Genomic DNA, 12902 nt, shown 5'->3' on the forward strand with positions numbered 1-12902 from the left:
GGTGATGGCCCGCGCCCGCCGCGCCGTCCGGGGCGGCGCCCTCGACTTCCTGCGCTTCCTGGCCTCGCTGCTGATCGTACTCTACCACTATGGGGCCGAGAGCCCGATGCGGATCGAGCGCTTCCACCAGGTGTTCTCGCGCGGCTTTCTGGCGACCGATTTCTTCCTGATCCTCTCGGGCTATGTGCTGGGCCGGGCCTATGGCGCCTCGACCCTGTCGGGGAAGATCACGCCGGCCCGCTTCTGGCTGCGCCGCGCCGCCCGCGTCTGGCCCGGGCACCTGATGGTGCTGGCGGCCATGGCGGCGCTGGTGCTGGTCCTCAACGCCATCGGCACCGACGCCCACAAGCCCAGTCGCTTCGCCTGGGACCAGCTGCCGGTCCAGGCCCTGCTGGTTCACGCCTGGGGCTTTCCCAGCGACGGCTGGAACCTGCCCAGCTGGTCGCTGTCGGCCCTGATCGTCTGCTACGCGATCTTCCCCTTCATGTGGCGGGCGGCCGACAAGGTGCGCCACGCGGTGATCCTGCCGCTGGTGGGCGTGGCCATCATCATCGCCTTCGAACTGATCGCCCGCTTCGGCTTCGACCAGGCCCTGGCCGACCTGCGGTTCCAGTTCGGGGTCGTGCGGGCCCTGCCGCTGTTCATTCTGGGCGTGTGCCTGGCTCGCGCCGTCGAGATGGACTGGCCGTCGGAAAAGGCGGCCCGGGTCCTGCTGTATGGCGGCGTGGCCATGCTGGTCGCCTGGCAGACCCTGGACCGCTACGCCCTGCCCAACGTGCTGTGGTTCGACCTGCCCAGCCTGGCCGCCATTGCCTGCATCATCCTGGGGGCCGGCCGTCTGCCGGTGCAGCGACCCAACGCCTGGATCGAGGAGGGCGCCAAGCTGTCCTTCGCCCTGTTCATCACCCACATCTTCGTCGGGGTGATCTACTGGAGCGCTGTCCACAAGCTGATCGACACCGTGCCGATCGGCATCGGCTGGCAGTGGCTGATGTGGCTGGCTGGCTTCCCCCTGGCCTACGGCGCGGCGTGGCTGTTCCACACCTATGTGGACCAGCCGGTGCAGGACCGGCTGGCGCCGTGGTTGAGGCGGTAGCCAGTTTCAGGCTGTTAGAAAGCTCGCGATCTGCGCCGCCAGGGCCGGCTCCATCACCGCGCTGAGATGATCCCCGGGCACGCGCACCGCCCGCGCGTTGCCCATCATCGCCGCAAGACCCTCGGCCGAGCCATTGTCGTCGTCGGCGACACCGGCGATCACCAGGGTCGGCAGGTCAAGGGCGCGCAGCTGCGCCTCGGACGTGGCCACAAACGAGGTCAGCACGCCCAGCATCGCCTCGGGGACCAGGCCGCTGGCCGCCATCATCGCCTGCACCCGCCGGCCTGCGCGCGGATCTTTGGCGGCCTCGCCGTGGCGGATCGAGTCCTCGAACATGGCCGCCCGTGCGCCGGCCGCCATCAGGCCGCTATCACCCATGCCGCCGAGCACCAGTTTCGCCGGTCGGGCGCCGCGGGTCAGCAGCCTCACTGCCGTCCGTGCGCCCAGCGAATAGCCGACGAGATCGTAATCTGTCAGACCCAGATGGGCGATCAACGCCTCCTGGTCGGCGGCCAGGACGTCGGCGGGCCACGCCGCCGGCGCGACGGGCGCGGCGGAGTGGCCATGCCCGCGCAGGTCCGGCGCAATGACCTGGCGGCCCGTGGCGGCCACGGCGGCGGCGATACCGGGCGCAAACCAGTTGAACTCGGCATTGGCCAGGAAGCCATGCAGCATCAGGGTGGGCCGGCCCTCGCCCAGGGTGCGCCAGGCGATCTCGACGCCGTCGAAGCTCTTGAAGCGGTGCGGATTGGTCATGGGACGATCTTTTCAGGCGCGACGCGGGGCGTCCAGCGTCTCGCCAACGTCATCCTGGCGCGCTAACACCCGAGCATGACCCGTCTGATCCCGCTGCAAGGCATCGAAAACCTCCGCGACTATGGCGACTACGCCGCTGGTCTTGGCCGACTTAAGAAGGGCGTGCTTTACCGCGCCGCCCACCAGGCCGAAGCCACCGACGCTGACCTGGACGCCCTGGCGGCCCTGAACATCGTCACCCTGGTCGACCTGCGCCGTCCCAACGAGCGCGAGCGGTCGCCGTCGCGGCGCTGGATCGGTTTCTCGGCCGAGGTGATCGACAACGAACTTGGCGCGACCGGCCCGGACCCCTGGCATGAGTTCCTGAAAAGCTCGGATCTCTCGCCGGGCTCGATCCAGGCCTATATGGTCGAGTACTATCAGCGCGCGCCGTTCAAGGAACGGCACCTGGATCTGTTCTCGCGATACTTCCAGGCCTTGGCGCAGGCCCGCGGGCCGGTGCTGATCCACTGCGCCGCCGGCAAGGACCGCACGGGCATACTGGCGGCCCTGACTCATCATGTGGCCGGCGTGTCGGACGATGACGTCATCGACGACTATCTGCTGACCAATGACCCCGCCCGTTTCGAGCGCCGCGGCCCCAGGTTCATGGAAATCATCCACGAGATGACCGGCCGCACACCCACCGAGGCCGCCATGCGCGCCGCCATGGGCGTCGAGGCCCAGTACCTGGCCGCCGCCTTCGCCGCGATCAAGGACCAGCACGGCTCGCTGGACGGCTATCTGGAACAGGCCGTAGGCCTGGACGCCGAAATGCGCGAAGCCGTGCGGGCGCACATCCTGCTCTGACAGCTTGGTAGGTGACAAACGCGCGTTTAAACGCCACGCTCCACCCAAGCGACCGCACAAGACGGCGCTCTCATTAGGGTAGGGTATGAACGAGACCACAGGCACGCCGCCGGGCTTGGCGGACGTTGCGTCGGACGGCGGTCTGATCCAGAGCGAAAGGCCCCCAGGGGCGGCCAAGGGTCTGTCAAAAGGCGCGCTCAGCTGGATCTTCCATCAGGGGTCGCGCGACGCCTATGTCGTCCTGATCACCATCTACATCTTCGCACCCTATTTCTCGCGGGTGCTGGTCGGCGATCCGGTCAAGGGTCAGGCGACCATGGCCGACATCGCCACCGCCTTTGGTTTGCTGACGGCGCTCACCGCCCCGCTGCTGGGCGCCTCGATCGAGCGCTATGGCCCGCGCAAACCGTTCATGATCGGCATTCTGGCCATCATGCTGCCGCTGCTGATGCTGCTGTGGCTGGCCCAGCCGAACGATGGACCGTCGGTGGCCCTGGTCGGCCTCGTCCTGATCGTGCTGGGTGTGTCGTATAACTGGGGCGACGTGCTCAACAACTCGCTGCTGTCGCGGGCCGCTGAGCCGGGGCAGGAGCCGCTGGTTTCGGGGCTGGGCTACGCCATGGCCAACGGCCTGTCGGTGAGCCTGCTGATCTTCATGATGTGGGCCTTCGTCCTGCCCGGCGCGGTGGACTGGCCCGGCGTGCCGGCCGCGCCGCTGTTTGGCCTGCCCACCTCCAACCACGAGCCGGCCCGCCTGTCGGGACCGATGGCGGCCGGCGTGATGCTGCTGGGCGCGATCCCGTTCCTGCTGTGGACGCGCGACGCGCCGCGCACCGGCCTGTCGATGGTGGCCAGCCTGCGCCACGGCGCGCGGCTGCTGCTCGACACCCTCAGCAACCTCAAGGGCCACCGCGACGTCGCGACGTTCCTGGGAACGCGGATGCTGTATTGCGACGGCATGACGGCCCTGCTGGTGTTCAGCGGCCTGTTCGCCGCCGGCCTGATGGGCTGGGGCGAGCTGGAGATGCTGGCCTATGGCATTTGCCTGTCGATCTTCGGCGTGCTGGGCGGCTTCCTGGCGCCGTGGCTGGACAAGACCCTGGGGCCGCGACGCGCCGTGCAACTGGAGATCTTCGGCTGCCTGATCGTGCTGATCAGCGCCTTGGGCATGGGTCGCGACCGGATCCTCTATTTCTGGAGCTATGACGCCGCCGCCCATGGGCCGCTGTGGAATGGCCCGCTGTTTCGCACCCTGCCCGAGGTTCTGTATCTGGGCCTGGGCATGCTGATCGCGGTGTTCGTCACCGCGCAATATGCTTCCAGCCGCACCCTGCTGGTGCGTCTTGCGCCGCCCGACCGCATCGCCGCCTTCTTTGGTCTGTTCGCCCTTTCGGGCACGGCGACGGTTTGGCTGGGCTCGCTGCTGGTGGCCCTGGCGACCCGGATCTTCCAGAGCCAGGTGGCGGGCTTCGTGCCGATCGTGGGTCTGTTGCTGCTGGGCGCGCTGGGCCTGTTCTTCGTCAAGGGCGGCGAGCGCGAGGCTTGAGGCGCAGACTGCTGACACCGCCTGACGCCCGCGCAGTCTATACGCTCCCCGTTAAAGGGAGACGCCATGCTCAGCGCACTGTCCACAAACACGGCCGTTGCCGACGGCCGGGGCGACTTCGATTTCTTTACCGGCCGTTGGCGGGTGTCGCACCATCGCCTCGTCGGGCGGCTGGTGGGTTCAGACCACTGGCAGGATTTCCACGGGACCACGGAGACGCGCAAGATCCTGTCGGGTCTGGGCAATATCGACGAGAACGTGCTGAACCTGCCGGCCGGGACCTACCAGGCCGTTACGCTGCGGTTGTTCGATCCGGGCCGGGCCGTCTGGACCATCCACTGGATCGACGCCCGCACGGCCACGGCGGATGCGCCGATGATCGGCCAGTTTGTCGATGGCGCAGGTGAGTTCTTTGGCGACGATATGCTGGACGGTCGACCGGTCCGGGTGCGTTTCCGCTGGTTCGTCGATGACGCAGATCACTGCCGCTGGGAACAGGCATTCTCGCCCGACGCCGGGGTGAGCTGGGAGACCAACTGGACGATGGCCTTCGAACGGGCCTGAGCGACCCCTCCCTGTACGGCAGGGATGGTGTATCAACCCAGCCATGTACCGCGTCGCTCTCCTAACCGCCCCCTGGCGCGAGCCGGTCCGGGCCCTGCAGCCGTTCCAGGACGAGCCGCACGCCTGCGCCCTGCTGTCGGGCGGCGGCGAGCGTTGGTCCTATCTGCTGCGCGCGCCCGAGGCGGTGCTGACCCTGGACGCCGCCGACCCCCGCGACCCGTTCGAGGCCCTGAGCGCCCTGATCGGCCCGCGCCTGCCCGTCGATCCGGAGGGGCCGCCGTTTCAGGGCGGGGTGGTGGGTCTGGGAACCTATGAGCTGGGTGAGCGGGTCGAGCGCCTGGGCCTTGGCCGGACCGGCTGGCCGGACCTGACCTGCGCCCGCTACAGCGCCCTGCTGGCCTTCGACCATCAGGCGAGCCGCGTCGTCGCCGTCGGGCGAGGCGATACCGACGCACAGGCCGGCGAGCGGGCGGCAGCGGCCCTGACCTGGCTGGACGCTCCCGTCGATGCGCGCTCGCCGGTCGAAGGGCCGCTGTGCGCGGCCCTGACCGCCACCGACGGCGCAGTCTATGAAGCCGCCGTCGCCGATGTGGTGGCCCGCATCCATGCCGGCGAGATCTTTCAGGCCAATATCGCCCGCGCCTGGACCGGGCGGCTGGCGGACGGCGTTGATCCGTTCGACCTGTTCACCCGCCTGCGCGCCCAGAGTCCGGCGCCGTTCTCGGCCTATTGGCGGCTGGAGGGCAGGGCGCTGGTCTCCAATTCGCCCGAGCGGTTCCTGAAGGTGTCGGGCGCGGACGGGGCCATCGAGACCAAGCCGATCAAGGGCACCCGGCGGCGCGGCGCGACGCCGGCCGAGGATGCGGTGATGATCGCCGAGCTGTCGGCCAGCGCCAAGGATCGGGCCGAGAACCTGATGATCGTCGACCTGATGCGCAACGATCTGGCCCGTGTCAGCCCGCCCGGCAGCGTGAAGGTCCCGGCGCTGTTCGGGGTCGAGACCTTCGTCAATGTGCACCATCTGGTCTCGACGGTGATCGGGCGCCTGGCCCCGGGCCTCACCATCGCTGACCTGCTGCGGGCCAGCTTCCCGCCGGGCTCGATCACCGGCGCGCCCAAGGTCCAGGCCATGAAGGTCATCGCTCAGCTGGAGCCGCCGCGCGGCCCCTATTGCGGCTCGCTGTTCTGGGCGGGGTTCGACGGCAGCTTCGATTCCAGCGTGCTGATCAGGACCGTGGGGCTGGAGCGCGACAGCGATGGCTGGACGCTCGAGGCGCGGGCGGGGGCGGGTATCGTCGCCGACAGTGATCCGCAGGCCGAGCGGCTGGAAACCGAGACTAAGATCGCCGCCCTCAAGAGGGCCCTGACCCAACCCCTGACGGAGATGACCGGATGATCCCGCTGGACGATCGCGGCCTGCTGCTGGGCGATGGCCTGTTCGAGACCATGCTGGCGCTGGACGGCGCGATCCCGATGATCGAGGCGCATCTGGACCGTCTGGCGGCCGGCTGCGCGGTGCTGGGTCTGCCGGATCTGGATCGCCAGACGGCGCGGGCCCTATGCCTCGCCGCGCCGCCACCTGCGGGCCGTGCGGCCGTGCGTCTGACGGTGACGGCCGGCTCCGGGGGGCGAGGCCTGGATCGTCCGGAGCCGATCGTCCCGCGCCTGAGGGCGACCGCCGCCCTGGCTGCGCCCATCGAAACGCCCGTGACCCTGATCATCGCCCAGACCCGCCGCAACGAGGGCTCGCCGGCGTCTCGGCTCAAGAGCCTGGCCTATCTCGACAATGTGCTGGCCCGCGCGCAGGCCCGGTCGGCGGGAGCCGACGAGGCGGTGATGCTGAACAATGCCGGCCATCTGGCCTGCGCGGCGGCGGCCAACCTGTTCTGGATCGAGGGCGAGCGACTGCTGACCCCGGCCCTGGAGTGCGGCGTGCTGGCCGGGATTACCCGGGCGCGTGTGCTGGCTGCGGCAAGGTCGTGGGAGATCGAGGCGCTGGAGATCGCCGCCGACGGCGCGCGACTGGCCGGCGCCGATGGGGTCTTCCTCACCAACAGCCTGATCGGCGTGCGGCCGGTCTCGCGGCTGGATGGGCGGATCTTCGCGCCGCACCCGCTTGCCGAGCGGCTCAGGGCCGTCTTCTTCTCACCCGCATAGCGGGGCGGGAAAAGCGTCAGTTGACCCGCAGAACGGTCTCGCTCTTGCGGGGCCGCAGATAGAAGGTGCGGTAGAAGTTCAGGGTTGAGGGCAGGATAAACTTGATCGGCGAGGTATAGCCATAGCTGGCCTTGGCCATGATCACGCTCTGGCTGGCGGGCAGCACGCCGACCGGGATCACGGTAGAGCCCAGCACCGTGTCCTTGGCCGGGCAGTTGGCGTGGCTGTTGCGGTTCTCCGACCAGGCGACCGTGTCCTTGCCCGTCGCGTCAGACGTGATGCTGACCAGACACATCCGCAGGGTCGTGGTCGGGAACGGCGCCATGATCGTGTTGCCGATTGTGAAGATGTCGTCGCGGCGAGCGTCGTTCAGCTGGGCGCTCTGGGCGACCAGGTCGCCGATCGATGAGGCGATGTTGCTGAGGCGTCGCTGGGCCATCATGGACTGGGTCAGTTCGGCCATGCCGCAATAGAAGATCACCAGCACCGGCGCGATGAGGGCGAACTCGACGGCGGAGACCCCACGACGGTCGCGCCAGAAGCCCTTCAGGCGCTTTTGGGACGGGGGGGTCAGTTGATGGGGCATGTGACCGCCGCCGCCGGAGTGTCAGAATAAGGCTCGTTCGAAAAGGCCGTCGCGGCCGTCAGCATGCGCTTGCCGTTCGCGGTCTGCAGGCCGGTCTGCAGCAGGGGCGTGACCAGGGGCCAGTTGTAGTAGGCGCGGATCAGGACGATCGAGCCCGGGCCGCCTGGATCCCAGCAGGGCGTGTTCGGCTTGGCGGCGGTCAGCACCACGCCCGAGGCCGAGAAGCCGGCGAAGGTGCGCACGTCCAGGCTGAGGGCCGTGCTGCAGGCCGAGCCCAGCCAGCTCATCTCGGTGCAGACGGCGGTCTTGAAGGCGGCGGCGGTTCGGCCGGCCGTCTGGACCTCGCCGGTGCGGATGGTGCGGCCGACGTCGATCACGGCGTTTTCCAGGGTGATCGCGACCAGGAACACCAGTCCAAGCTCGATGATCGCGAAGATCAGCAGCAGGAAGGGAATGGAGACGAAGGCGAACTCGACCGTTACCGCGCCGCGGCGCGCGCGCGCAAACAGCCTCGCCCTGGCGCGAGCCCTGGCCAGCAGACCAGCGCAACCTTGGAGGCGTTTGAGGCGGGCGACAGGCGCCATACGCTTTGGGTCCGGTTCGAAGCCGTCGGAGGCGACGGTCAGGGCAGTCTAGGCTTCCCGCCCCTAATCAGTCGTTTAGACGCGCTCTCACGCGCGCGCGGGACTCTTCTTAGGGGACGCTGACTGCGGAGGTGGGCGCAACACGGGTGCATTGCACGCCGCAGGCATAGGTCCCGACATTGGCGGCGCCGCGATAGACGGTCACGCCGGCGCTGCTGTCGGAGACAATCACCTGGCGTTCGGCCAGAGGGCGGCCGGCGGCGTCGAAGGCCATCACGGTGGTGACGCCGGCCCGCTTGCCGAGGATCACCAGGGTGCGCTCGTTGATGACGCTGACATCGGCGACCAGCGGATCGCCGACCACCACGTCGCGCACAGCGCCAGACAGACCGATGCGCGCGATCTCGCCGGCGGGAACCGAGAGACTTTCAGCACGCGCCGAGGCGCCCGCAAGAGCGAAGACAGCGGCGAGAGCGAGCGAAAGGCGGCGCATGACGGTTCCAGTTCGATATCCGAGCCCGGTCAGACTGACTTTGAATGGTCAACAAAAGACTAAATCCACCTCCTCCGCGACAACGTGACCGTTCCCGAAACCGTTGATTCAAAAGGCTTTGAGCCCAGTTCTGGCAGGTGTGGTTAAGAGTAAGTAATAGTAAATACAAATAAACCAAAAGAAAAACAGCGGAAACTATTGCCACGTTTACTGGCCATTAAGTGAGGTGGGCGAAATTGATCGTGTTTTCGGGGGTGAGCAAGTCAAAACGGCTTGAAAACCTCAACATCAACCAACGATGATTTAGGAGATCAAGTCATGACGAAGTTCTTCACCCGCTTCCTGAACGACGAATCCGGCGCCACGGCCATCGAATACGGTCTGATCGTTGCTCTGATCGCCGTCGTCATCGTGACCGCCGTCACGACCCTGGGCACCAACCTGAAGACCACGTTCACGAACGTCGGCACCAAGGTCAGCACGGCCAACTCGGCTAGCTAAGACCTGGCTTCAGGCCTCGAAAAAAGAAGGGTCGGAACCCGTGTTCCGACCCTTTTTCTTTGTCTATTTTTCGAATGAAAAACTATATTTCTCGAAAAATACCGTTCTTTGAATACAATTGATTTACCCAATTTGCGTAATATCAAACTCACAAGTTTCAACACTGGAGAATTTAGAATGACCAGCTTCATCAAGACTTTCCTGAACGACGAATCCGGCGCCACGGCCATTGAATATGGTCTGATCGTCGCCCTGATCGCCGTTGTGATCGTGACCGCTGTCACCACCCTGGGCACCAACCTGAAGACCACGTTCACGAACGTCGGCACCAAGGTCAGCACGGCCAACTCGGCCAGCTAAAGGCGCGGTGGCCCAAACGGGCCGACGCACTGCCTCGAAAACGGGAAGGCCGCGACGGTTTCGTCGCGGCCTTTTCCGCATGTGGGGGAAACCATTGCTTCACCTGATCGTCCCAGAATGGGGCGTCACACAAGGCGCCTTGCGATGCACGCTCTCCAGATCCCGCTGCTGCTGATCTTTCCGGCCCTGGTCATCGTGGCCGCCCTCAAGGACGTCACCAGCTATACTATTCCCAACTGGATCTCGCTGGCCCTGGTCGTGGCCTTCGTCCCGGCCGCAGCCGTCAGCGGCGCGTCACTGCCGGCCATCGGCCTTTGCCTGGCGACAGGGTTTGGCGCGCTGCTGCTGGGAATGGGCATGTTCGCGGCCGGCTGGATCGGCGGCGGCGACGCCAAGCTATTTGCGGCCAGCGCCCTGTGGATCGGCTGGCCGGCGACCTTCCCCTTCATGCTGTCGACAGGTCTGGCGGGCGGCGCTCTGACCATGGCCATCCTGGCTCTTCGCTCGGGCTGGCTGGAGCCTGTGCTGGCCGGCAGCCCGTCCTGGCTGCGCAAGCTGGGCGCGCAGGGTGGCGACATTCCCTATGGCGTGGCCATCGCGGTCGGCGCCCTGGCGACTTTCCCGCAAGGCGCCCTGGCCACCGCCATTCTCGGCTGAGCCCACGGGCGCCTTGGGCCCGTTCCGCGTCAGCCTGTCACAGCGGGCATATCGACTCGGGGAGCCAAAACTTTAGCCGGTGTTAACCATGCGCGGGCGAGCATGACCTTGGCCAGAAAGGCTGTCTGACGAATCGTGCGCGCAGTCCTGAAGGGCGGCAGCTCGCGAAACCTCGCTTCTCGTCGCGAAAGCCTGTGACTGCGCAATGAATCCTGTTCGCCTCCTGATCGTCCTGGTCGCCGCCATTTCGGCCATCGGCCTGGCCGTGGTGATGCAGCGCGCGCTGGGTGGAAAGCCCGCCGCCGCGCCCTCGGCCGTTGCCGCACCCGTCGCGGGCCGACCCATGACCCAGGTTCTGGTCGCCAAGCGCGACCTGGCCATCGGCGCGCGACTGACCGGAGAAGACGTCACCTGGCAGGCCTGGCCGACCGAGGCCGTCAACGCTGCTTTCATCACCAACGGCGCCGCCTCGCCCAACCCTGAGGGCGTGGACAAGGCCAGGGCCGCCGTCACCAATGCCGCTAATGACATGATCGGCGGCGTCGACCCGTCCAAGGCTGTCGAGGGCGCGATCGTGCGCGACCCGATCCTGACCGGCGAACCCATTACCCCCCGCAAGATTGTGCGCGGCGGCGACGGCGGCTATCTGTCGGTCGTGCTGTCGCCCGGCAAGCGCGCCATGGCCGTGCCCGTCACCTCCGAGACCGCCGTCGGCGGCTTCATCCTGCCCGGCGACCGGGTGGATGTGCTGCAGACCCGCGACACCCTGTCCCCGGATGCTGATGGCGGCGGCAGCAAGGTGACGATCGCCGAGACCATCCTGCAGAACGTCCGCGTTCTGGCTCTGGACCAGAGCACCGCAGCCGAGAAAGACGCCAAGTCGATCGTCGCGGCCACCGCGACCATCGAGGTCAGCCCCGCCGACGCCGAGGCCCTGACCCGGGCCAAGGCGACAGGCCCGGTGACCCTGGCCCTGCGCGCCTATACCGATCTGGGCGGTCCCTCGGGCGTCGTCGGCGGTGTTGCGCGCAAGGCCCCGGAGGACTCGGTGATCCGCATCAATCGTGGTGGCCTGACCACCAACACCTCGGTGCGCCCATGAGCCGCTCCCCCATGATCCGTCGGGTCCTGACCGCGCACATCGCCGGGCTTCTGGCGCTCAGTTCGACCAGCTCCGTGCTGGCTGACGGCCCTGTCGGCGGCTCTCACACCTATCGGCCCGCGCCGCGCGTCGTTCGCCCACAACCGGTCGCGGTCACGCCGATCGCGCCGCCCGCCGCCGAGCAGGTGCTGAGCATCGACCTGACCGCCGGCGCCGGCGCTCGCGTTCTCGACCTGCCGCTGGGCAAGTCGGCGATCATCGAGCTTCCGGTCGACGTGCGCGACATGCTGGTCACCAATCCGCTGGTGGCCGACGCGGTGCTGCGCAGCCCGCGCCGGATCTATGTGCTGGGCATGACCTCTGGCGCGACCGACGCGGTGTTCTTCGACGCTGCGGGCCGCAAGATCCTGCAGCTGAACATCCGCGTCGCCCAGGACATCAGCCTGCTGTCCACCACCCTGCGCGGCGTACTGCCGACAGGCTCTGTGCAGGTCGTGCCGTTGAAGGACAGCGTCATTCTCACCGGCGTGGTGATGAACGCTGCCGACTCCGAAAAGGCCTCGCGGATCGCCGCCCAGTTCGTGTCCTCGCCGGAAAAGGTGCTGAATATGCTCAGCATCGCCGGCAAGGACCAGGTGATGCTGGAAGTGCGCATCGTCGAGGTGCAGCGCAACGTCATCAAGCAGCTGGGCGTCGACCTGAACGCTGTGCTCGGCCAACTGGGCGAGACGCAGTACAGCTTTGGACTGTCGCCGACCTTCGGGGTCAATGGCAGCCTCCTGGGCGGGATAACCGGCGGATACAAGCTGGACACGACAAAGCAGCCGATCATGCAGCAGCCCTGCGTCGGTCCTGGATGGGCGGCCGGCGCCCTGTGCCCTGTGGTTGTGCGCGACGGCGGCAACTCCGACGCCGCGACAATCAGCAATACGGCGGGCGCTCCAGGCCTCAACTCCGCCAAGGGGATGATCCAGGCGTTCGAGCGCGTCGGCCTGATCCGCACCCTGGCCGAGCCCAACCTGACCGTGCTGTCGGGCGAGTCAGGCAAATTCCTGGCCGGCGGTGAGTTCCCGGTGCCCACGGGCCAGGACGCCACCGGCAAGATCACCATCGAGTTCAAGCCCTATGGCGTCGGCCTGGGCTATACTCCGGTCGTCCTGTCGGGCGGCCGCATCTCGCTGAAACTGTCCACCGAAGTCTCAGAGCTTTCAAGTCTGGGGGCCTATTCGGTGTCCAGCGGTTCGGGCTCCAGCGTTCTGACCGTCCCGGGCCTTACGGTCCGCCGGGCCGAGACCACGGTCGAACTGCCCTCGGGCGGGTCGCTTATGATCGCCGGCCTGCTGCAGCAGACCACCAAGCAGACCATCGACGCGATCCCGGGCATGACCAACATGCCGGTGCTGGGCGCGCTGTTCCGCTCGCGCGACTACCTGAACGGCGAAACCGAACTGGTGATCATCATCACCCCCTACATCGTCGATCCCACCCGGCCCCAGAATCTGCAGACCCCGGCCGACGGTCTGAGGTTCGCGGGTGACATGAGCACGACCCTGCTGGGGCGGCTCAACAAGGTGGTCAAGGCGCCGGCCGGCGCCAATGCGGGGCGCGCCTATCAGGGCCCCGTCGGCTATGTGATCGAGTGAGGGCGCGG

At 67.3% G+C, this 12902-nt stretch carries 15 protein-coding genes; 11 read left to right on the top strand and 4 right to left on the bottom strand.

Features of this window, described 5'->3' with window-relative positions; genetic code table 11:
• Positions 1 to 4: 4 nt before the first annotated feature.
• Complete coding sequence (locus ACN2C8_RS02640) at positions 5 to 1096, top strand: acyltransferase family protein (RefSeq protein WP_419254273.1); 1092 nt, start codon at positions 5 to 7, stop codon at positions 1094 to 1096.
• Between the two features lie 6 nt (positions 1097 to 1102).
• Here the strand turns inward: ACN2C8_RS02640 and ACN2C8_RS02645 are convergent, their stop codons facing one another.
• On the bottom strand, positions 1103 to 1852 hold the full coding sequence (locus ACN2C8_RS02645) for an alpha/beta fold hydrolase (RefSeq protein ID WP_419254275.1): 750 nt from the start codon (positions 1850 to 1852) through the stop codon (positions 1103 to 1105).
• A 75-nt stretch (positions 1853 to 1927) separates the two neighbouring features.
• On the opposite strand from ACN2C8_RS02645, the gene ACN2C8_RS02650 reads away from it, so the two are divergent.
• The 5 genes from ACN2C8_RS02650 to ACN2C8_RS02670 all read left to right on the top strand — a co-directional run bounded on the left by ACN2C8_RS02650 (position 1928) and on the right by ACN2C8_RS02670 (position 6968).
• Entirely contained in the window at positions 1928 to 2701 is a 774-nt protein-coding gene (locus ACN2C8_RS02650; RefSeq protein WP_419254276.1) for a tyrosine-protein phosphatase, read from the top strand.
• A gap of 85 nt (positions 2702 to 2786) precedes the next feature.
• Positions 2787 to 4247, top strand: coding sequence for an MFS transporter (locus tag ACN2C8_RS02655; RefSeq protein ID WP_419254278.1), 1461 nt, complete (start codon positions 2787 to 2789; stop codon positions 4245 to 4247).
• Positions 4248 to 4313: 66 nt separating this feature from the next.
• Entirely contained in the window at positions 4314 to 4811 is a 498-nt protein-coding gene (locus ACN2C8_RS02660) for a DUF1579 domain-containing protein (protein ID WP_419254280.1), read from the top strand.
• Between the two features lie 43 nt (positions 4812 to 4854).
• A complete protein-coding gene (gene pabB / locus ACN2C8_RS02665) occupies positions 4855 to 6207 on the top strand; it encodes an aminodeoxychorismate synthase, component I (protein ID WP_419254282.1) in 1353 nt (450 codons plus the stop codon).
• Entirely contained in the window at positions 6204 to 6968 is a 765-nt protein-coding gene (locus ACN2C8_RS02670; RefSeq protein ID WP_419254283.1) for an aminotransferase class IV, read from the top strand. Before pabB ends, ACN2C8_RS02670 begins: the two co-directional genes overlap by 4 nt.
• A gap of 16 nt (positions 6969 to 6984) precedes the next feature.
• Here ACN2C8_RS02670 and ACN2C8_RS02675 read toward each other — a convergent pair whose 3' ends face one another.
• The 3 genes from ACN2C8_RS02675 to ACN2C8_RS02685 form a co-directional block, all read right to left on the bottom strand.
• The gene (locus tag ACN2C8_RS02675) at positions 6985 to 7554 is read right to left on the bottom strand and encodes a TadE/TadG family type IV pilus assembly protein (protein WP_419254284.1); all 570 of its coding nucleotides are present in this window, start codon (positions 7552 to 7554) and stop codon (positions 6985 to 6987) included.
• Entirely contained in the window at positions 7539 to 8138 is a 600-nt protein-coding gene (locus ACN2C8_RS02680; protein WP_419254285.1) for a TadE/TadG family type IV pilus assembly protein, read from the bottom strand. Before ACN2C8_RS02680 ends, ACN2C8_RS02675 begins: the two co-directional genes overlap by 16 nt.
• A gap of 109 nt (positions 8139 to 8247) precedes the next feature.
• Complete coding sequence (locus tag ACN2C8_RS02685) at positions 8248 to 8631, bottom strand: pilus assembly protein N-terminal domain-containing protein (RefSeq protein WP_419254286.1); 384 nt, start codon at positions 8629 to 8631, stop codon at positions 8248 to 8250.
• Positions 8632 to 8949: 318 nt separating this feature from the next.
• On the opposite strand from ACN2C8_RS02685, the gene ACN2C8_RS02690 reads away from it, so the two are divergent.
• The 5 genes from ACN2C8_RS02690 to ACN2C8_RS02710 all read left to right on the top strand — a co-directional run bounded on the left by ACN2C8_RS02690 (position 8950) and on the right by ACN2C8_RS02710 (position 12894).
• Positions 8950 to 9132, top strand: a complete 183-nt coding sequence (locus ACN2C8_RS02690; protein ID WP_419254287.1) for a Flp family type IVb pilin — start codon at positions 8950 to 8952, stop codon at positions 9130 to 9132.
• Positions 9133 to 9309: 177 nt separating this feature from the next.
• Positions 9310 to 9492 (top strand): Flp family type IVb pilin, encoded by a 183-nt coding sequence (locus ACN2C8_RS02695; protein WP_419254288.1) that lies wholly within the window; start codon positions 9310 to 9312, stop codon positions 9490 to 9492.
• A gap of 144 nt (positions 9493 to 9636) precedes the next feature.
• Complete coding sequence (locus ACN2C8_RS02700) at positions 9637 to 10149, top strand: A24 family peptidase (RefSeq protein ID WP_419254289.1); 513 nt, start codon at positions 9637 to 9639, stop codon at positions 10147 to 10149.
• Between the two features lie 205 nt (positions 10150 to 10354).
• Positions 10355 to 11251: a Flp pilus assembly protein CpaB gene (cpaB, locus tag ACN2C8_RS02705; RefSeq protein WP_419254290.1), complete on the top strand. Its 897-nt coding sequence runs from the start codon at positions 10355 to 10357 to the stop codon at positions 11249 to 11251.
• A gap of 11 nt (positions 11252 to 11262) precedes the next feature.
• Positions 11263 to 12894: a type II and III secretion system protein family protein gene (locus ACN2C8_RS02710; protein ID WP_419254291.1), complete on the top strand. Its 1632-nt coding sequence runs from the start codon at positions 11263 to 11265 to the stop codon at positions 12892 to 12894.
• The last annotated feature ends 8 nt before the right edge of the window (positions 12895 to 12902 follow it).

The sequence above is a fragment of the Caulobacter sp. ErkDOM-C genome, from assembly GCF_048541825.1.
Lineage (GTDB): Bacteria > Pseudomonadota > Alphaproteobacteria > Caulobacterales > Caulobacteraceae > Caulobacter.